Annotated in this window: 19 protein-coding genes and 2 tRNA genes; 11 read left to right on the top strand and 10 right to left on the bottom strand. The window is 51.2% G+C overall.

Going from position 1 to position 19,241, the window contains the following annotated elements:
* Nucleotides 1-13: 13 nt before the first annotated feature.
* Both APA10_RS00770 and APA10_RS15290 read right to left on the bottom strand, forming a co-directional pair.
* Nucleotides 14-913 carry a porin gene (locus APA10_RS00770; RefSeq protein WP_250697603.1) on the bottom strand — a complete coding sequence of 300 codons (900 nt, stop codon included), beginning with the start codon at nt 911-913 and terminating at the stop codon, nt 14-16.
* Nucleotides 914-1,133: 220 nt separating this feature from the next.
* A complete protein-coding gene (locus tag APA10_RS15290; RefSeq protein WP_003631070.1) occupies nt 1,134-1,343 on the bottom strand; it encodes a hypothetical protein in 210 nt (69 codons plus the stop codon).
* A gap of 551 nt (nt 1,344-1,894) precedes the next feature.
* On the opposite strand from APA10_RS15290, the gene cysT reads away from it, so the two are divergent.
* The 5 genes from cysT (at nt 1,895) to APA10_RS00740 (ending at nt 6,991) form a co-directional block, all read left to right on the top strand.
* Nucleotides 1,895-2,734, top strand: a complete 840-nt coding sequence (cysT, locus tag APA10_RS00760; RefSeq protein WP_003631068.1) for a sulfate ABC transporter permease subunit CysT — start codon at nt 1,895-1,897, stop codon at nt 2,732-2,734.
* A complete protein-coding gene (locus APA10_RS00755) occupies nt 2,731-3,549 on the top strand; it encodes a sulfate ABC transporter permease (protein ID WP_003623711.1) in 819 nt (272 codons plus the stop codon). The genes cysT and APA10_RS00755 overlap by 4 nt, the downstream gene beginning before the upstream one ends.
* Nucleotides 3,546-4,583, top strand: coding sequence for a sulfate/molybdate ABC transporter ATP-binding protein (locus tag APA10_RS00750; RefSeq protein WP_003631067.1), 1,038 nt, complete (start codon nt 3,546-3,548; stop codon nt 4,581-4,583). The genes APA10_RS00755 and APA10_RS00750 overlap by 4 nt, the downstream gene beginning before the upstream one ends.
* 170 nt (nt 4,584-4,753) lie before the next feature.
* Nucleotides 4,754-6,235 carry an amino acid permease gene (locus APA10_RS00745; protein ID WP_003623714.1) on the top strand — a complete coding sequence of 494 codons (1,482 nt, stop codon included), beginning with the start codon at nt 4,754-4,756 and terminating at the stop codon, nt 6,233-6,235.
* 147 nt (nt 6,236-6,382) lie between these two features.
* Nucleotides 6,383-6,991, top strand: coding sequence for a GcrA family cell cycle regulator (locus tag APA10_RS00740; RefSeq protein ID WP_003629780.1), 609 nt, complete (start codon nt 6,383-6,385; stop codon nt 6,989-6,991).
* A gap of 83 nt (nt 6,992-7,074) precedes the next feature.
* Here APA10_RS00740 and APA10_RS00735 read toward each other — a convergent pair whose 3' ends face one another.
* Entirely contained in the window at nt 7,075-7,821 is a 747-nt protein-coding gene (locus APA10_RS00735) for a bactofilin family protein (RefSeq protein ID WP_080587100.1), read from the bottom strand.
* Nucleotides 7,822-7,978: 157 nt separating this feature from the next.
* Between APA10_RS00735 and APA10_RS00730 the strand changes: the two genes are divergently transcribed.
* Nucleotides 7,979-8,977 carry an adenosine kinase gene (locus APA10_RS00730; RefSeq protein ID WP_003629784.1) on the top strand — a complete coding sequence of 333 codons (999 nt, stop codon included), beginning with the start codon at nt 7,979-7,981 and terminating at the stop codon, nt 8,975-8,977.
* Nucleotides 8,978-9,009: 32 nt separating this feature from the next.
* Here APA10_RS00730 and rnd read toward each other — a convergent pair whose 3' ends face one another.
* Nucleotides 9,010-10,218: a ribonuclease D gene (rnd, locus tag APA10_RS00725; RefSeq protein ID WP_003629785.1), complete on the bottom strand. Its 1,209-nt coding sequence runs from the start codon at nt 10,216-10,218 to the stop codon at nt 9,010-9,012.
* A 119-nt stretch (nt 10,219-10,337) separates the two neighbouring features.
* On the opposite strand from rnd, the gene queF reads away from it, so the two are divergent.
* Nucleotides 10,338-10,808, top strand: coding sequence for a preQ(1) synthase (gene queF / locus APA10_RS00720; RefSeq protein ID WP_035362188.1), 471 nt, complete (start codon nt 10,338-10,340; stop codon nt 10,806-10,808).
* A gap of 57 nt (nt 10,809-10,865) precedes the next feature.
* Here the strand turns inward: queF and atpC are convergent, their stop codons facing one another.
* From atpC to APA10_RS00685, 6 genes are all read right to left on the bottom strand, one after another.
* Nucleotides 10,866-11,276, bottom strand: coding sequence for an ATP synthase F1 subunit epsilon (gene atpC / locus APA10_RS00715; protein WP_003629790.1), 411 nt, complete (start codon nt 11,274-11,276; stop codon nt 10,866-10,868).
* A 27-nt stretch (nt 11,277-11,303) separates the two neighbouring features.
* On the bottom strand, nt 11,304-12,776 hold the full coding sequence (atpD, locus tag APA10_RS00710; protein ID WP_003629791.1) for a F0F1 ATP synthase subunit beta: 1,473 nt from the start codon (nt 12,774-12,776) through the stop codon (nt 11,304-11,306).
* A 31-nt stretch (nt 12,777-12,807) separates the two neighbouring features.
* The gene (locus APA10_RS00705; RefSeq protein ID WP_035367292.1) at nt 12,808-13,698 is read right to left on the bottom strand and encodes a F0F1 ATP synthase subunit gamma; all 891 of its coding nucleotides are present in this window, start codon (nt 13,696-13,698) and stop codon (nt 12,808-12,810) included.
* A gap of 17 nt (nt 13,699-13,715) precedes the next feature.
* On the bottom strand, nt 13,716-15,251 hold the full coding sequence (gene atpA, locus APA10_RS00700) for a F0F1 ATP synthase subunit alpha (RefSeq protein ID WP_003629794.1): 1,536 nt from the start codon (nt 15,249-15,251) through the stop codon (nt 13,716-13,718).
* Nucleotides 15,251-15,874 carry an ATP synthase F1 subunit delta gene (gene atpH / locus APA10_RS00695; protein WP_373862302.1) on the bottom strand — a complete coding sequence of 208 codons (624 nt, stop codon included), beginning with the start codon at nt 15,872-15,874 and terminating at the stop codon, nt 15,251-15,253. The genes atpA and atpH overlap by 1 nt, the downstream gene beginning before the upstream one ends.
* Before the next feature lie 285 nt (nt 15,875-16,159).
* Nucleotides 16,160-16,233 (bottom strand) — tRNA-Gly (locus tag APA10_RS00685).
* 224 nt (nt 16,234-16,457) lie between these two features.
* On the opposite strand from APA10_RS00685, the gene APA10_RS00680 reads away from it, so the two are divergent.
* The 4 genes from APA10_RS00680 (at nt 16,458) to APA10_RS00665 (ending at nt 19,190) form a co-directional block, all read left to right on the top strand.
* Nucleotides 16,458-16,534 (top strand) — tRNA-Trp (locus tag APA10_RS00680).
* A 144-nt stretch (nt 16,535-16,678) separates the two neighbouring features.
* Entirely contained in the window at nt 16,679-16,873 is a 195-nt protein-coding gene (secE, locus tag APA10_RS00675) for a preprotein translocase subunit SecE (RefSeq protein WP_003629800.1), read from the top strand.
* A 4-nt stretch (nt 16,874-16,877) separates the two neighbouring features.
* Nucleotides 16,878-17,408: a transcription termination/antitermination protein NusG gene (gene nusG / locus APA10_RS00670; protein WP_003629802.1), complete on the top strand. Its 531-nt coding sequence runs from the start codon at nt 16,878-16,880 to the stop codon at nt 17,406-17,408.
* Between the two features lie 147 nt (nt 17,409-17,555).
* Nucleotides 17,556-19,190: an NAD-dependent malic enzyme gene (locus APA10_RS00665; RefSeq protein ID WP_035365853.1), complete on the top strand. Its 1,635-nt coding sequence runs from the start codon at nt 17,556-17,558 to the stop codon at nt 19,188-19,190.
* Nucleotides 19,191-19,241: the final 51 nt, after the last annotated feature.

Genomic DNA, 19,241 nt, shown 5'->3' with positions numbered 1-19,241 from the left:
CAAACTACAACCCTCACGTGCCACTCTCAGGGCTTAACTGACGACACGCCGTAAAGCGTGCCACGCCACCAGCAAGGTTACGCACCAGATCCACAATAGTTGGACGTTCCAGAAACTCGAAAGCGCCTGAACGTTCCGCACTTTCTTCTTCCATGCGCGGCTGGAAGTACCCAACTGTCAGCGTTGTATTTCGTAATCCTGTATAGTTCAGGTTTGCTTCAAACAGGCCTACCGTTCCATCAACACTGCTGGATCCAAAATCTGGTGTAACGTTCACAACCCAATCTTTATACCGCCACGAAAGATAGAGCCGTAGGCGACGTGCATTTTGTGTGAGTGAATTGAAATTGTCTTTGGCCTCCCCATTGCGTGGGGACATACCAAAAAATCCCCCAACATCTTCCTGAGCCAGCAAACCAATAGAAAATGCGTAGGCTTTATCATCCGAAGCAATGGTTGGACGTCCTTTAGGAAAACCAACCTGAATGCCACCAATATGGACTGTTTCTTCCTTTGCTGAAGCAGCTTTAAATTCCGCCCATGAAGCAACAGGACCTTCAGGCAAAGCCGGGTGACCTTCCGAACCGGTGCGGGGGCCATGATGCACAGGATTTGAAGGTTCTTCTGCAAACACAGGCTGAGGCTCCTCCGCTCCAGCGGCCACAAGATGCGGATGCGTGGTGCGGGATGCAACCTTGGCATTGTTGCCCTTACTTTGTGCAACATGCTCATATCGTGAAACGCGCATTTGCAGGCGGTGGATTTCACCCTGCATGTCACGCCGCATCATGGCCATTTCACGCCGCAGAGCCGCAACTTCAGCTTCTGATGTTTCTGCATGTAATACGCACGGAAAAAACAGACCTGATATGGCTGTTGTCAGCAAAAAACCAGAGCGAACGGAACCAGTCATTAAGCGCCCCCAACAACCACATTGGTTGTTTTTAACCCACATAGGAAATACTTGTTGTTTTACTTGAATACGATTTTACGTATATTATTTCGAACCGAGAACTATTTAGCTTGCAGAAACCCTTCCTGTCAAAACATAAAACACTGTTTGGAAAGGCTTTTATTTCTGCATGTGCCCAATAGATCAATCAGGTTGTTTCAATACACGAAAAACCTGTTTTTTAGGTGCGCATTCCACCCCGCCCTTGGTTCCCACGACGGAACACGCATGTAACAGACAGGATTGGGTTATCTGTCTGCGTAAATCTGCTGTTATGTAAAGATTTTACGCTTTCATGCGCCGCATAGAAACGACGCGTGGAACGGTCTGCCTCCAAAATAACAGTACCCAAAAAAGTACCATTCACTTCGACAATCTGAGATTCCAGCATTTTAATGCCTCTGGATAAAGAACACACCCAGCCGGCAAACTGATTATCCGGCCAGATCAGAAAAAGAATACAGACGTATATTCAAACGCCTTAGCAGCACGACATCGAGCCGCGCAGCACATTCGTAAACAAACCGGATACATGCACATCACCCTTTGTGATTCTGCTGCGTTGTGACTTGAAAGACATTATGGGCAAACACACAACCGCGCAATAATAAACTATTAAAAATGGTTATTTTTTTTAACAACAAAAATTTAAGCATGTTGATTTTTGTTTTTTTAATCAATGCATTAACAAAAATTTTCTGTTCGGAAAAATTTTTGCCTCGGCAGACACTGCCTCTGAGAATCGCAGAAAATTTTTAGCACGTATATTTTTCGTATTTTGTTATTTCCAGCGATAGGATAGGTTTTAATAACATTCAGCGTAAGGAAAGGCTCTGAAGACCCAACATGGTTTGACCTGCAGAGTATGCCCCAGGGCATATTCCATTTTCAAAACAAATCATACGTATAACGTGCCGCCACGATGGATTTATCTGCTTGCCTATGTTTTTTCTGCGCCGCCATACTCTGCCCGGCTTTCCGCTTACCTTTGGCATTACGCTTTTATGGGTAGGATTGCTTGTTATTCTACCCTTGCTGGCTCTTCTCTTGCGCCCTTGGCAGGATGGTACGGCTGCCATTTTGCAAACCTTGCATGATCCCCGGGTATTTGCGGCCTTTCGGGTTAGCTTTGGTTGTGCACTGTTTGCGGCTTTGCTTGATCTGCCTTTAGGCATTCTGTTGGCGTGGACATTGGTGCGGCTGCGTCCACCAGGTTACAAAATTATCAATGCATGCATTGATCTGCCTTTTGCTATCCCCACAGCTGTCACAGGTATTACGCTGGCCACTTTGTACGGCCCCAATGGCTGGATGGGAAAGCTGCTGGCACATGCCGGTTTACAAGTAGCCTTTACGCCAACCGGCATTGTCATTGCCCTCATGTTTGTGGGCCTTCCGTTTCTTGTGCGTACCATTGAACCTGTATTGCAAAACTTTCCATCTGAAGTGGAAGAAGCCGCTTTCTTGCTAGGGGCAACGCCTTTTCAGAAATTTTACCGCGTCATTCTTCCTGCTATTCTGCCGGCAACATTAAGCGGTTTTGGGTTAGCCTTTGCACGCTGCATTGGTGAATATGGTTCCGTTATCTTTATTGCAGGTAATCAACCTTTCCGCAGTGAAATTGCACCTCTGCTCATTGTCATGCGCCTGCAGGAATTCGATTATTCTGGCGCAACCACCATTGCTGTCATGCTGCTGCTTACCGCCTTGCTCTGTCTTGGGGGTGTAAGCTTCTTGCGCCTGCGCGCTTCACGCGGTCTGATTATGGAAGAGACAAAATGACAACCGCACGCTTTTCCATAAGCCGTTTTCTTCTGTGTGGGTGCAGTTACGCAGTTGTGCTGCTTATGCTTCTGCTGCCACTTGTGCTTATTTTTACAGAAGCTCTGAGGCAAGGGTTGTCTGCTGCCGTATCTGCATTGCTGGAACCGGATGCTCTTGCTGCTATCCGCTTAACCGCGTTTGTTACTGTAATTGTTACCGTTACAAACACTCTCGGTGGTATTGCTGCGGCATGGTGCCTGACAAAATACTCCTTTGCGGGCAAGCGCTTTCTAATCATGCTGATAGAACTGCCTATCAGCGTATCCCCCGTCATTGCTGGCCTGATATGGCTTTTGCTGTTTGGGCAGGAAGGCTGGTGGGGCAACTGGTTAGCAGCCCATAACATGCAAATTGCTTTTGCCGTACCCGGCATTGTATTGGCCACCCTGTTTGTAACGTTTCCTTACGTCACGCGCACTCTTATGCCCTATATGGAACAGCAGGGCCGCGATGCAGAAGAAGCAGCATTTTTGCTGGGTGCGAATTTCTGGCAAACCTTATGGCAGGTCACTCTGCCAGATGCCCGCTGGGCGCTACTTTCTGGCATTCTGCTTACCACTGCCCGCGCTATTGGTGAATTTGGCGCTGTTTCTGTTGTTTCAGGCCATATCCCAGGTGTGACAGAAACTATGCCGCTGCATATCGAAACACTTTACAATGGATACCAAACAGTAGCCGCCTTCAGCATGGCCGCACTTCTTGCCCTATGTGCCATGAGCACAGTTCTGCTTCGCACACTATTTGAGCATTCTTTTAGGAAACAGCCTTCATGAGCGTTAACCTGCACTCTTTTACACAATATGCTCCTGGTTCCTCCCGTAAGATTTTGGACAATATCAATCTGACAGTTGAAGACGGTGCCTTTATTGCGTTGGTTGGCCCCTCTGGTGCAGGCAAAACATCTTTGCTGCGTGCCATTGGTGGCCTCTCCCCGGTATATGCAGGACAACTGCTGATTGATGACCTGCCGATTGGTCATTCTGATCTTCCAAAACGCAAAACCGGCTTTGTATTCCAGAACTATGCGCTGTTCAGGCATATGAGTGTAGCGCGCAATATTTCCTTTGGGCTTGATGTTTTGCCACGCAAGCAGCGCCCAGATCGCGCAGCTATTACAGCCCGCGTGCAGGATCTGCTTGAACTTATTCAGCTTCCCCATTTGGCAGATGCTCGTCCAGATCAGCTTTCTGGAGGCCAACGGCAACGCGTTGCTCTAGCCCGTGCCCTTGCCACAGAACCAAAACTGCTTTTGTTGGATGAACCATTTGGAGCGTTGGACCCGATTGTACGCCGCACCATCCGCCGCTGGTTGCGAGAACTGCATGACAAGTTGGGCCTTACAACCATTCTGGTTACGCATGACCATGAAGAAGCTCTGGATATTGCTGACAGGCTGGTGGTCATGCAGGATGGCCGCATTGTGCAGGATGCTGATGCCACGACGCTCAACACATCTCCACAAACACCGTTTGTTATGCAGTTTTTGGGTGAGACACTCGAATTTGCGGGGAAAATACAGGATGGGCAGTTTATTCCTGAAGATACTGATGCCCTGCCATTTCCAGTAAGTGAAAAGAACGGAAAAACAATCGTATTTATCCGCCCCTGCGATGTGCAATTTATAAGCGGCAAAGGGATGGCTCATATTCTTTCTCGCAGCCGCAACCCCAATGGGCTGTATCATTATGCTGTGCAAACCACGCAAAGGGCGCTTGATATTACAACACCAATGCCAACCGAAATTTCCGAAGGTGAACAATTCGGGCTGGATATTTCACACGGCAAAATTTTCTCAAATCTTCCGTAGGATAAAGCCCTGCCTATAAGCCGGATTGACAGCACACATTTTATATGTTGCGTTAAAATAACGGTTGATATGCAAGAACTTAGATAACCTTTTGCATTTCTGTATAAATTGATTCTGTATTTTCAATTTATTGTGAAAATACAGAATTTCTATCTGCATGGAATGTTTGTATGCCTGATAAAACCTCCACTCCGCACACAACGCCATCACATACAGCAGAAGGTTATCATCGCGCCCTCAATAAACGGCAGATCCAGATGATCTCCATTGGTGGCGCTATTGGCACTGGTTTGTTTTTAGGCGCGGGTGGACGCCTGCAAGCCGTGGGGCCCTCGTTAGCCCTGATCTATCTGGTATGCGGGATTTTCTGTTTTCTCATGCTGCGCGCTTTGGGTGAGTTGGTGATGTATCGCCCCACCAGCGGCAGCTTTGTTTCCTACACCTTGGAATTTCTAGGCCCCAAGGCATCTTACATTGCTGGCGCCATGTCTTTCTTCAACTGGGCCATGACAGGCATTGTCGATATTACCGCCGTAGCGCTTTACATGCATTTCTGGGGCACTTTTGCGCACATGCCCCAATGGGTATTTGCCATGCTGGCGCTTTTACTCATAACCGGCATGAACCTGATTGGCGTGAAATGGTTTGGGGAAATGGAGTTCTGGTTTTCCCTTATCAAGATTGTCGCGTTGGTTCTCTTTCTTATTATCGGAAGCGCCATTTTGGGCCTGCGTGTGCCTGTAGATCATAACACAACCGGTTTCAGCCTAGTTACACAGCATGGCGGTCTGTTTCCTCATGGCATTCTGCCTGCATTGGCCCTCACACAAGGGGTGATTTTTGCCTATTCAGGTATAGAAATGATCGGCACTGCTGCTGGTGAATGTCAGGATGTGCGCACCGTTCTGCCCACGGCCATCAATAACGTAATGTGGCGCATTGCCATTTTTTATGTTGGCACAGTTACTCTGCTGGTTCTTCTTCTGCCTTGGTCTGCCTATCAGGCTGGCACCAGCCCATTTGTGACGTTCTTCTCCCATCTGGGTATATCGGGCGTAGATTCCATTATGAACATCGTGGTGCTTACGGCAGCACTCTCCAGCCTGAACTCTGGTTTATATTCTACAGGCCGTGTTTTACGCGCACTGGCGCTAAATGGCTCCGCCCCGCGCTATCTGACACATATGAGCAAGCAGTCCGTTCCTTCTGCTGCCATTCTCACAACCGTTGGCATCTACCTTGTTGGCGTTTTTCTGAACTATTTGCTGCCTTCGCAAATCTTTGAAATTGTTCTCAATCTGGCTTCTCTGGGAATTATCAGCACTTGGTGCTTTATCCTGCTCAGCCAGATCAAACTACGGCAAGCCATCAACGCAGGCCGCATTGCTCCTACCGGATTTGCCATGCCGGGTGCGCCATTTACATCTTGGGCAACCATTTTGTTCTTTTGCAGCATTATTGTGCTTATGGCGTTTGATTACCCAACAGGATCATTCTCTGTGGCCTGTATTCCCATTCTGGCTATCATTCTGTTTGTTGGCTGGAAAACCTTTAGCCACAAACCTCTGCACCTTGTTCCTCCCACCCAATCTTCCATCACGCTGACAGATGATTTGCTGGGAACAGAGAACACGCCAAACAAGCAGGACTAACCGCCATACCTAACTTATTCTTATGGTGCATCCTGTCCTGCAGGCTTTCTTCTTGAGATGAAACGGGCATCACCGTAATATATCCGCGACTGAAAGCGTGGTATTTTCCCCGCGAACGATGCAATATTTATAGTAAGGTGGCCGTAAATGGAGTGGACCGAAGAAATTATCGCCCAGCTCAAGGCATTATGGGCGGAAGGTCTTTCAACGGCAGAAATTGGTAGGCGTCTTTCCATCACCAAAAATGCGGTTGTCGGAAAGGCGCATCGCTTGGGGTTGCCTGCACGGCCATCCCCCATTCGGCGTAATGCCAAGCCCAAAACAGCAGAAAAAACCGAAGCCCCTGCAGCGGCAACTCCTACTACGGCACAAACGGCAACTCCTGCCCAGCCTGTAAAACAGGCCGAAGCTGCCCCTACGGGTGAAACGGAAAAACAGCAACCTACGCCGCCTGCTCCTGCACGTTCTACCCCCCCGGCCGCAACTGCGGCTGCCCCTGTGGCAGAAGAAAAACCCGCAAAAAAGGAAAAACCTGCAGCTTCAAGCAAAAGCAAGCCCAAGGCACCTTTACGCAGCATTTCTGACCCGGAACCACAAAAACGCCGCGGCCCATCTTGCTGCTGGCCAATCGGAGACCCTGGCACACCGGGCTTCCACTTTTGTGGTGCCACCCCAATACCGGGTAAACCATATTGTGAGGAACATGCGCAGATTGCCTATGTCAGGCTGCGCGATAGGCGCGATAACGTCGCCTAAATTATTATTCTAAAATAATATAAACCCCATCCCCTGAGGGCCTTATAAAGTCGGCCTTCAGGGGCAAGTCAGGGGCGTTACAATCAGCCTTCGGCTGCTGCTGGCTTTTCTGGTGCCGGCGTGGCTGAAGAAGACTTGGAAGCAGAATCACCGCTCAGCATTTCCAGTTGACCGGTAATCTGGCCGCCATCTTCAACTTTCAGACGATGACAAGCAGCCTTGCCAAGCAAGCGGCCACTGCCCTGCAGTGTCAGGCTACCACGTGCCGTCAGCGTGCCATCAACGGTGCCAGCAATTTCGGCATTTTCCACTTCTACACCACCGCGGAATAGGCCACCGGGCTTAACCACCAGTTCCTTGGCTGTAATCATGCTGGATTCAACAGTGCCTTCAACCACAAGGCGTTCTGCGTCCTGCACGGTGCCCTGCACGCTAATGCCACGCCCAACCACCAAAGTGCGCTGTTCCGGCTCATCCTTTTTAGGCTGCTGAGGTTGCTGCGGCATACCACGCGCAGCTGCCGCACCAGGAAATGGCGGCATGCCCGCACCGGAAGGAAGGGGGGAACCGGAAGGAAGAGGCGCACGACCCATGGATGAGGTCTCCTTTACTGTATCTGTCTCAGGGCGGGGCGCAGGTTTTGCTGGCGTTCCCGCTGGATTAGAAGAAAAAATGGAACCAAACCCGCCAGCGGAACGCTGCGCGCCCGCCTGACTGGCGGAACCAGACTGCTCAGATGGCCGATTATCTTCGGGCTTACGTCTTTTAAACAAGAAAATCCCCCGCCTTGCTGGCTGTTCACTCTTGGACAGGCCCCACTGCTCAGGCACCCGTCCGCATCAAACCGTCTCGCCATGTGCTCATTTTCTTATACAGCCAGGCGGTTCTGCGGCAAGCACTCCATAAGCCCTAGTGTTGCCCTTTTTATGGCAGCACTGTAGCGAAACAGTTGGTATATGAAATTTTTCAGGAAAATCTTCCGTTATCATGACTGTTTCAGATGTAAAATATGACATCCTCGGCATTGGTAATGCCATTACGGATATTCTTGCCCGTGTGGAACCTACGTTTCTGCAAAAACAAGGCCTGACCTCTGGCAGCATGACGCTGATTGATGCAGACCGGGCCAACACATTGCAGGCCCTTCTGGCTCCAGAACAGATTATGGGTGGCGGTTCTGTGGCAAATAGCTGCGTTGTGGCGGCTCAGTTTGGCGCACGTGTTGCTTATTTGGGCAAAGTTGCGCGTGATGATGCTGGCAAGCAGTTTACCGAAGATATGCGCGGCAATGGCATTACCTTTCCATCTGCACCGCTGAACACGCAGGTTTTTGATAATCTGCCAACAGCACGTTGCATTGTTATGGTAACACCAGACGGGCAGCGCACAATGGCAACCTATCTGGGCGCATGCACCTGCTTTACACCAGAAGACGTGCTGCCAGACATGATTGCAGACTCCAGCATTGTATATCTGGAAGGCTATCTGTTTGACCCACCGCATGCGCAGGAGGCATTCCGCCGCGCAGCAGCTTTGGCGCACGCAGCAGGGCGTAAAGTGGCCCTTTCCCTTTCAGACCCATTCTGCGTTGGCCGCCACCGTCAGGCCTTTTTGGATCTGGTGAAAGGCCATGTGGACATCCTCTTCGCAAATGAAGATGAAATCTGCGCTCTGTATGAAACAGAAAACTTTGACGTTGCGGCACGCCATACCGCGCAGGACACAACCTTTGCAGCGCTCACACGCTCCGGTTTGGGGAGCGTTGTGCTGCATGATGGACAGATGACCAAGGTTGCCCCCGTGCCAACTCAGGTTGTGGATACAACTGGCGCTGGGGATGCCTACGCAGCCGGCTTTATGGCGGGCCTGACATCTGGCCGCACATTGCCAGAATGTGGCCGTCTGGCTTCCGTTGCTGCTTCTGAAATTATCTCACACTACGGCGCACGCCCACTTTCCAACCTCTGGGAAGAAATGGGCTTTTAAGCCTAACGATTTTGTAGCTTCTGCTTTGCTATTTAAGCAGAAGCTACATCCGTATTCTGCGGAATAGCCACAACGCGGCCAGACTTTACGCAAAGAGCTATTTTCCCTTCGCACAAAGCCTGTGCTGTTTCACCAAACACCTTGCGCCGCCATCCAGCTAGCACAGCATGAGGCTGAGAAGGATCAAGCGCCAAGGCATCCAGATCATCTGCAGATGCCACCAAGCGCGGGGCAACATCATGCTTTTCACAGCAAGATGTTAAAAGCACCTTCAACAATGCCACCAGCGATGCTGAGGGCCTTGGTGTATCTTTGCTCTTGCTGCGGGGAGAACGTGGTAGCTCCGAATCTGGCAAAGCCTGTGCCTGTTTAATAGCCTGCAACAAGGCCTGTCCCGTACGCCCTTCTGCCAACCCACGAGAAACACCACGCACACGGATTAAAGCTTCGGTTGTAGCTGGAGTCGTTGCCGCAATTTCCAGCAGGCTTTCGTCTTTCACCAGTCGTTGGCGCGGAACATTCACGCGCTGGGCTTCACGCTCACGCAAAGCTGCAATGGCACGCAAAACAGCAAGCATACGCCTGTTGTTAGTACGTGCGCGCAAACGTTCCCACTGTTTTTCTGGGTCCGGGCGAAATGTGGCGGGGTCTTCCAGTTCAGCCATTTCAGCCGCAACCCAATCCAAACGCTGTTCCTGCTCCAGCTTTTTAACAAGCCGCTCATAAACAAGCCGCAACCACGTTACATCGCCCGCAGCATATGTCAGTTGGGCAGGAGACAATGGCCGCACAGACCAATCTGTAAAGCGATGGCTTTTATCAATCATATGTCCGGTTAAGGAACCAACCAGGCTGTCATACCCAACCTGATCCCCAAAACCGGCAACCATCGCTGCAACTTGCGTATCAAAAAGGGGAGTCGGCAAGGCATCAAACAGGTGCAGAAAAATTTCCAGATCCTGCCGGGCAGCGTGAAACACCTTCAGCACTGCCGTATCTGCAAAGAGATTTTTCAGTGGGGTCAGATCAATACCGTCTGCCAGCGCATCTATCAGCACGACATCATTGGTCGCGCCAATCTGAACCAGACAGAGTTCTGGCCAGTATGTTTGCTCCCGCATAAACTCCGTATCAACTGTTACGAAGCTTTCGTTATGAAAGGGTGCAAGAGCCGCCTCTAACTCCTGAGTAGAGGAAATAAGACGCGCGGGAGGGAATTCAGGGGTTGCTGATCTGGCCATGTTTTTCTTCTTACATCCAGACCGTTAGAAAAAGAAGTGACCAAACGTTACACGTGAAACTTGACGAAAGAGCCAAGGCACGGAACATCTGCAAAAAACCACATGTGCAGGAGCACAAAATGACCCCAGCCGATGATGGCCGTGACCAGTTAACCCAGCTTGGAAAGCAGGTTGCTGCACCACAAAGCCCAGAAGAAGCTATTCTGGAGCGCGTGCCAGCCCCTTATCCAGACAAACACTATCTAGTGCGCTTTACTGCACCAGAATTTACATCGCTTTGCCCCATTACCGGCCAGCCGGACTTTGCCCATATTGTTATTGATTATGTGCCGGATAAATGGATTGTAGAGAGCAAATCACTGAAGCTGTATCTAACGAGCTTCCGTAACCACGGTGCTTTCCATGAAGCCTGCTCCATCCAGATTGCGAACACCCTTGTTGAAAGGTTAGCTCCACGCTGGTTGAGAATAGGTGCTTATTGGTACCCCCGCGGCGGTATTCCTATTGATGTATTCTGGCAAACAGGAGAACCACCCGCAGGCGTATGGGTGCCCGCGCAAGATGTACCCACCTACCGTGGCCGCGGCTAATGAGGCATAAAAAAAGCCACCGTATAGGTGGCTTTTTTTATAACACTTCTAACAATCTTAGCTGGTGGGAGAACCAGCCTCGATTTCAGCACGTACAGCCTGAATCTGATCCTGCAGCACGCTCAAACGGGTTGTATCCGTTTTATCTGCCTGATCCCAAGCTTCAGACAATGCTTCCAGCTGAGCTGTTGCATTATCGATAGAAATTTCGCTTACCGGCACAGCCTTGTCAGCCAATACGGTGCAACGTGTGGGAGTAATGTCTGCAAAGCCACCGCCAACAAAGTAGCGATCCTTCACTGTATCCCCGTCATACAGGGCAACAACACCACCACGCAGAAGAAGCATCATGGGTGCCCGTTCTGGCATGGCGGCAATATCACCTTCCATACCAGGCAGAACAGCCATATCTACTTCACGCGACACCAGAACCTTTTCAGGACTGATTATCTCAATCTGGATCGGCATGAACGCGCTCCTTCCCGAAGTCGGCTATTAAACCGACTCTCTCATTTTTTCTGCTTTGGCAACAACGTCTTCGATAGAACCTACCATGTAGAAGGCAGCTTCTGGCAGATCGTCATATTCACCAGCGCAGATGGCTTTAAAGGAACGCACGGTATCAGCCACGGACACCAGCTTACCCGGTGCACCTGTAAACACTTCTGCCACATGGAACGGCTGAGACAGGAAGCGCTGGATACGACGGGCACGTGCCACGATCAGCTTATCGTCTTCAGACAGTTCATCCATACCCAAAATGGCAATAATGTCCTGCAGGGATTTGTAGGTCTGCAGAATACGCTGCACTTCACAAGCCACATCGTAATGTTCCTGACCAACGATCTGCGGGTCCAGAGCACGAGATGTGGAATCCAGCGGATCCACTGCCGGGTAAATACCCATTTCTGCAATTGAACGGTTAAGAACCGTAGTTGCATCCAAGTGAGCAAAGGTTGCGGCTGGAGCAGGGTCAGTCAAGTCATCGGCTGGCACGTACACGGCCTGCACAGATGTAATAGAGCCCTTTTTGGTGGACGTAATACGTTCCTGCAGGGCGCCCATTTCCGTAGCCAGTGTAGGCTGATAACCCACGGCAGAAGGAATACGACCCAGCAGAGCGGACACTTCCGAACCAGCCTGCGTAAAGCGGAAAATGTTATCAACGAAGAACAGAACGTCCTGATTTTCTTCGTCACGGAAATATTCAGCCAGTGTCAGACCCGTCAGAGCAACACGAGCACGTGCACCCGGCGGTTCGTTCATCTGCCCGAACACAAGCGCCACTTTAGAGCCTTCGGTAGAACCGTTTTCACCCAGTTTGATAACGCCAGCATCCTGCATTTCGTAATACAGGTCGTTCCCTTCACGGGTACGTTCACCAACACCAGCAAACACAGACACACCACCGTGCGCCTTTGCGATGTTGTTGATCAGTTCCTGAATAATAACGGTTTTGCCTACACCTGCACCACCGAACAGGCCGATCTTACCCCCCTTAAGGTAGGGGCAGAGCAGATCAACAACCTTAATACCGGTCATCAGAATTTCTGATGCGGCTACCTGATCTTCAAAAGCAGGGGCCTGACGGTGAATAGGAGCGCGACGAGAGGTCGGGATCGGACCTTTTTCGTCAATCGGCTCACCAATAACGTTCAGGATACGGCCAAGTGTTTCCGGGCCAACCGGCACAGTGATCTGTGCGCCTGTATCAGCCACTTCTGCACCACGGACCAAACCGTCTGTGCTGTCCATGGCAATGCAGCGCACTTCGTGCTCACCAATTTCCTGGGCAACTTCAAGCACCAGTGTCTGATCACCCAGCTTGACGTGCAAGGCATTCAGAATTTTAGGCAGTTCACCTTCGAACTGCACGTCAACAACCGGGCCCTTAATCTCGGTAATGCGGCCAACTGCATTGGTCTTCGTGGCCGCAGGGGCCTGGGTCTGGGTTGTGGTATCCGACATGGGTCAGCTCCTGCGGGGCAAACGAGCGGGCTCAGACAGCCTGTGCGCCCGAAATGATTTCGATCAATTCGTTAGTAATGTTTGTCTGGCGGGTTCTGTTATAAACCTTGCTCAGACTATCAATGGAACGCCCAGCATTACGCGTTGCGTTATCCATTGCCGTCATACGGGCACCGTTTTCGCCCGCTGCGGTTTCAAGCAGCGAAGCATAAATCTGAACCTGCAGATTACGCGGCAGCAGCATTTCCAGCAGCGTTGCTTCATCTGGTTCAAATTCATACAGAGCCACATCATTAGATGCCGCAGCAGGTTTTTCTTCTGCCTCATCCATAACCATGGGCACCAGCTGCTGACATGTCGGCACCTGTGTCATCGCGTTTTTAAACTTGTTGAACACTAGGGAGCAGACATCAATTTCTCCTGCTTCCAGCAGGGTGTTGATTTTTTCACCCAGATTGCTGGCAGCAGAAAAAGGCACTTCCTTACCGCTAACACCAATAACCTTATCAATGATAAGATCAGCATAATCACGAGAAAAGAAGTTGAATGCACGGCGGCCAACAGGCAGCAACTTTACCGTTTTACCTTCAGACTGAAGGCGGCGGATTGTCTGCACTGTCAAGCGATGCACATTGGAGTTAAAACCGCCACAAAGCCCACGGTCACTGGTCAAGGGCACCAACAGATGCACCTTATCCTGACCTGTGCCTGCCAAAAGGCGCGGACCACCGTCCTCACCTTTTGTGGCAGCAGCAAGCTCACCTAGCATGCGGCGCATGGCCGCTGCATAGGGACGTGCGGCTTCCGCACTGGCCGGCCCCCGCCGCAGCTTGGCAGCCGCCACCATTTTCATGGCGCTCGTGATCTTCCGTGTCGATTTGATACTTCCGATACGCGCGCGGAGTTCCTTCAGGGAAGCCATTGGACGATTCTACCCTCTTAGCCGGCAAAGTTGCGGTTGAAGGTTGTTAGGTATTCTGTCAGGCGCGCTTCCAGATCTTTGGAAATGGCCTTTTCCTTTTTAATGGTATCCAGAATATCTTTACCTGCGCTGCGCACATCGTTCAGCAGCGCACGTTCCCAACTCACAACCTTATCGACAGCAATACCATCAACAAAACCACGGGTGCCGGCAAAGAGCACAACAACCTGTTCTTCAACGGTAAGCGGAGAAGACTGGCTCTGTTTCAGCAACTCAACCAGACGAGCACCACGTGCCAGCATCTTCTGGGTTGCCGGATCAAGGTCAGATGCAAACTGAGAGAACGCAGCCATTTCACGATACTGCGCCAGTTCCAGCTTAATCTTACCTGCAACCTGCTTCATGGCTTTGATCTGTGCAGCAGAACCTACACGAGACACAGAACCACCCACGTTCACCGCAGGACGAATACCGCGATAGAACAGGTCGGTTTCAAGGAAGATCTGACCATCTGTAATGGAAATAACGTTCGTCGGAATATAGGCGGAAACGTCACCAGCCTGCGTTTCAATCACAGGCAGAGCCGTGAGCGAACCTGCGCCATATTCATCAGACATCTTCGCAGCGCGTTCCAGCAAACGGGAATGCAGGAAGAACACGTCACCCGGATAAGCTTCACGGCCTGGCGGACGACGCAGCAACAGGGACATCTGACGGTAAGCCACAGCCTGCTTGGAAAGGTCATCGTAGCAGATCAGGGCATGCATACCGTTGTCGCGGAAATATTCACCCATCGCACAAGCGGCATAAGGAGCCAGATACTGCAGCGGAGCCGGATCAGATGCGGTGGCGGCAACGACGATGGAATATTTCATCGCGCCTTTTTCTTCCAGCAGACGCACAAGCTGTGCAACCGTGGAACGCTTCTGGCCGATAGCAACGTAAATGCAGTAAAGTGACTTCTTGTCGTCACCTTCATCATTCACGGTTTTCTGGGCAAGAATGGTATCTGTCAGAATGGTGGTTTTACCGGTCTGACGGTCACCAATCACCAGTTCACGCTGGCCACGGCCAACTGGCACGAGGGCGTCAATGGCTTTAATGCCTGTCTGCATCGGTTCATGCACGGACTGACGCGGCATAATGCCAGGCGCTTTCACTTCAGCGCGGCGCAGTTCAACGTCTGTCAGTGGGCCTTTGCCGTCAATCGGGTTACCCAGACCGTCAACAACGCGGCCAAGCAGTCCCTTACCAACGGGAACGCTCACCACCATGCCAGAACGGGTAACAGTGTCACCTTCACGGATGTTGGTATCATCACCGAAAATAACGATACCGACGTTATCGCTTTCCAGGTTCAGGGCCATGCCCTTCTGACCGGCGGTCGGAAAGTCCACCAGTTCGCCTGACATTACATTCTGCAGGCCGAACACACGGGCAATACCGTCTCCGACAGACAGAACCGTGCCGGTTTCGACAACATCAGATTCCTTATCGAACGAGGCAATCTGCTGCTTGAGGATATCCGAAATCTCTGCGGGACGGATTTCCATCACGCGGCTCCCTTCATGGCGTAATGCAAACGAAACAGGCGAGTCTTAAGGCTGGCGTCATAAAGCTTTGCCCCCACCCGCACGACCAAACCGCCGAGGAGGGAGGAATCGACACGCTCGCGAATATTGATACGGGAGTATCCGGCTTCCGCCAGCCGTGCCTGCACTTGGGCACGCTGCTCAGGCGTAAGCGGATAAGCGCTAGCAACTTCTGCCACCACTTCCCCCCGGCGGGAAACGACCAGCGCATCTAGCGCAGCCAGAATCCGGCGCAAAACAGGCAGGCGGCGGTTATCAGCCACAACACCCACAAAATTACGAAGAGTTTGCCCGAACCCCTGCGCCTCAAGCACAGCCAAAACGGCTTTGCGAGATACAAGGATATCAAGACGCCTGTCTTCCAGGACCGTGCGCAAAGGCGCACTTTCATCAATCAGGCGCGCAAGAGCGGCACCTTCATCAAGCACTGCATCCAACTGGCGCTGTTCGGCTGCAAGATCATAAAGCGCCGTTGCATAACGGCCTTCAAGACCATTGGAAGCAAAAGCAACCGGTTGTGCTGTCGTTACGCCCGAGGCCACCACTCTTTTGGTTCTTTCCTTCTGTGCGCGCCGGCATTCCACACTAACAAACTCTGACGGTGCCGCGGCTTATCCGTTAAACGTCTTACAGCACGCAACCATCGGCGCGGCCTCTAGCATGCTCATCAGCCCCACGCAACATCCCTGACGCGCCATTTTTAATTCCACACCCATTTGTGCCACCAAAAGCGCGCAAAAACAGGCCATAAATCACCACAAACCACGAAACACAAAAAGACGCCAGACACGTAATAAAAAACTCACCCTCAGCATCCACTGATAGGATGAAGGATTTTGGTCTGCTTAAAATTTTTGGGAAAAGGAAGATGGAGCGGACAGAGGGAATCGAACCCTCCTCAGTAGCTTGGAAGGCTACTGCATTACCACTATGCTATGCCCGCATACTCCATATGTTTCTACCACTAACTGCAAAGACGACATTTTGCAAGTTTGAAGAGAAAAAATTTAACCACACACCAAAAAAGGGCAGACATTTGTTGTTTGCCTCTTGACTTTAAGCCCACAACATATTTTCTTCCGCCACCTGCAAAGGCTGCTGTTAAGTGGCTGGTCAGGCTGACGGTTATCCGTTATAGCATTGATCCAGCTACGGCAGACAGGCTGTAGGGGTGTAGCTCAATTGGCTAGAGCGCCGGTCTCCAAAACCGGAGGTTGTGGGTTCGAGACCCTCCACCCCTGCCAGGTTCAAGATTGCAGGTTCTGCGCCGTAGTTTCCGCCTTGTTTTTCTAAGTTTCAACGCGGAAATCCTGTGCGGAATGTGTGGTGTATTCAGGACTGCCACCGGAGAAACATCCGGTTTTCGTGCAGTGTAGAAAGGGTGGTTCGTGTCGTTCAGTCCCGGTAAGTTCCTGCATGATGTGCGTGCCGAGGCGGAACGGGTCACATGGCCCACCCGCCGTGCTACCTTGGTAACCACGGGCGCCGTTCTGGCCATGGCAGGCATGGCATCCATCTTCTTCTTTTTTGTTGACCAGCTGATCGGTCTCGGTGTGCGTCAACTTTTCGGGCTGGGAGGCTAACGACATGGCCAAGCGCTGGTATGTGGTTCACGTCTATTCGGGCTTCGAAAAGAAAATTGCCCAGCACATCCGTGAAGAAGCGGAACAGAAGGGCCTGAGCGACCATATTGATGAAATTTTGGTGCCTTCTGAAGAAGTCATTGAAGTGCGTCGTGGCCAGAAGGTGAATACGGAACGCAAGTTCTTCCCCGGTTACGTGCTCGTCAAAATGGAAATGACTGACGAAACATGGCATCTGGTCAAGGACACCCCAAAGGTTACGGGTTTTCTGGGAACCAGAAACCGCCCTACCCCTATTTCTGCTGCTGAAGCCGAACGCATTATCAAGCAGACAGAAGAAGGTGTGCAGCATCCTCGTTCTGCCGTTTCGTTCGAAGTGGGCGAACAGATTCGCGTGGCAGATGGTCCGTTCACATCCTTTAACGGTGTGATTGAGGAAGTGGACGAAGAAAAAGGCCGCTTGAAAGTCAGCGTCTCCATTTTCGGACGTTCCACCCCAGTGGATCTGGAATACAATCAGGTGGAAAAGCTGTAAAATCAGCTTTTTTATCTGAAAGAACTCAAGGCGGCCTTGGTGCCGCCTTTTTTATTGCCTTAACCCAGACTTGCTGTTTGCACTCTTCCCCTCTGCATAAAAAACCGCTGTAATCCCGCCCTTGGCCTCACAACTCATGGAGTTATCATGCCCTCTGCTTCCACGCCCCAACTGCGAGGAATGGCCCTTCTTAATAATGCGCACCTGAACAAGGGCACGGCGTTTACCGAGGAAGAGCGCCGCCTTTATGGGCTGGAAGGACTATTACCCACACAGGTTGAAAACCTAGATAGGCAGGTAGAACGTATCCACCGCCATCTTGAGGCCAAACCCAACAATCTGGAACGCTATATCTATCTGAGCGGCTTGCGCGACCAGAACGAAACCCTGTTCTACAAGGTTTTGATGTCTAATCCTGCCCGATTCGTGCCCATTGTGTACGCGCCCACGCTGGCCGCCGTATGCCAGCAATTCAGCCACATCTACCGCCGCCCACGCGGCATGTATATCAGCCTGGATATGCGTGGCCGTATTAAGGATGTGCTGCAAAACTGGCCTATGGATAATGTGCGCTTCATGTGTGTGACCACAGGCGGTCGTATTTTGGGGCTTGGTGATATTGGCGTAAACGGCATGGGCATCCCCATTGGCAAGCTGGACCTTTATACAGCCTGCGGCGCAGTGCCCCCCGATTCGCTTTTGCCCGTGCAGCTTGATATTGGCACCACAAACAGCGCCTTAAGAGCTGACCCTCTGTATCTGGGCCTGCGGCGTGAACCACCCCCGATAGAAGAACTCGATTCTTTTGTAGAAGAATTTATTGAGGCCGTGCAGGAAGTCTTCCCGCAAAGCTGTATCCATTTTGAGGATTGGAAGGGCACGGATGCCCTACGCTACCTCAAAAAATATCATGACCGTGTGCTGTGCTATAACGATGATATTCAAGGCACAGCGGCTGTAACTTTGGCCGGTCTGATTACAGCACTGAAAATCAAGAACGAATCGCTTACCCAGCAACGCTTCTTGTTCTTGGGGGCGGGTTCTTCCGGCATTGGTACTGTCGATATGCTGGTTTCCGCCTTGAAACAGGAAGGGCTATCTGAACAAGAAGCCATTGACCGCATTACGTTAATGGATGTGAACGGTCTTTTAGAAACCTCACGCACTGATCTGCTGCCCGAACAGGAACGGTTCGCCAAGGATCTTCCACCATCGCGTGACCTGTTGGGCATGATCAAAACTGTTAAACCCACAGTGCTGATTGGTGTTTCCACCGCTGGCGGTTCTTTCACCCAAGAAGTGGTGGAAGAAATGAGCAAGCTGAACGAACGCCCCATTATTTTCCCGCTTTCTCTGCCGCAGAAAAATGGGGAATGCACGGCTGAGCAGGCCTATGAATGGTCTAAAGGGCGTGCGCTTTTTGCTGCAGGCCTACAGTACCCAGAAGTGACGTATAATGACCGTACGTTCTATCCGGGGCAGGCTAATAACTTCTACATCTTCCCTGCTCTGGGTCTGGCTGTGTATGCCACCTGCCCCAAGCTGATTACGGATGAAATGGTGATTGAAGCCGCACAGGCTCTGGCAGATCAGGTAGATCCGGCAGCGCGTGAACGGGGCCGGCTGTTCCCGCCACAAAGCGATATTCTGGAAGTGTCCATCACCTCCGCCACACGCATTGCTGAGTTTATTTTTGATAAAAACGCAGCAACGGTGGAACGCCCCAAAGACATTCGGGCGTGGATTGAAAACCTGACTTACAAACCACGCTATACAAACTAAACCGTAAAAAAGGCTGAGGGACATTTGCTCCTTCAGCCTTTTTTATTTCCA

This window comes from Acetobacter pasteurianus subsp. pasteurianus LMG 1262 = NBRC 106471, from assembly GCF_000285275.1.
GTDB lineage: Bacteria > Pseudomonadota > Alphaproteobacteria > Acetobacterales > Acetobacteraceae > Acetobacter > Acetobacter pasteurianus.
The sequence above is the reverse complement of the archived record's forward strand: the minus strand, read 5'-3'. Positions and strand labels throughout refer to the sequence as shown.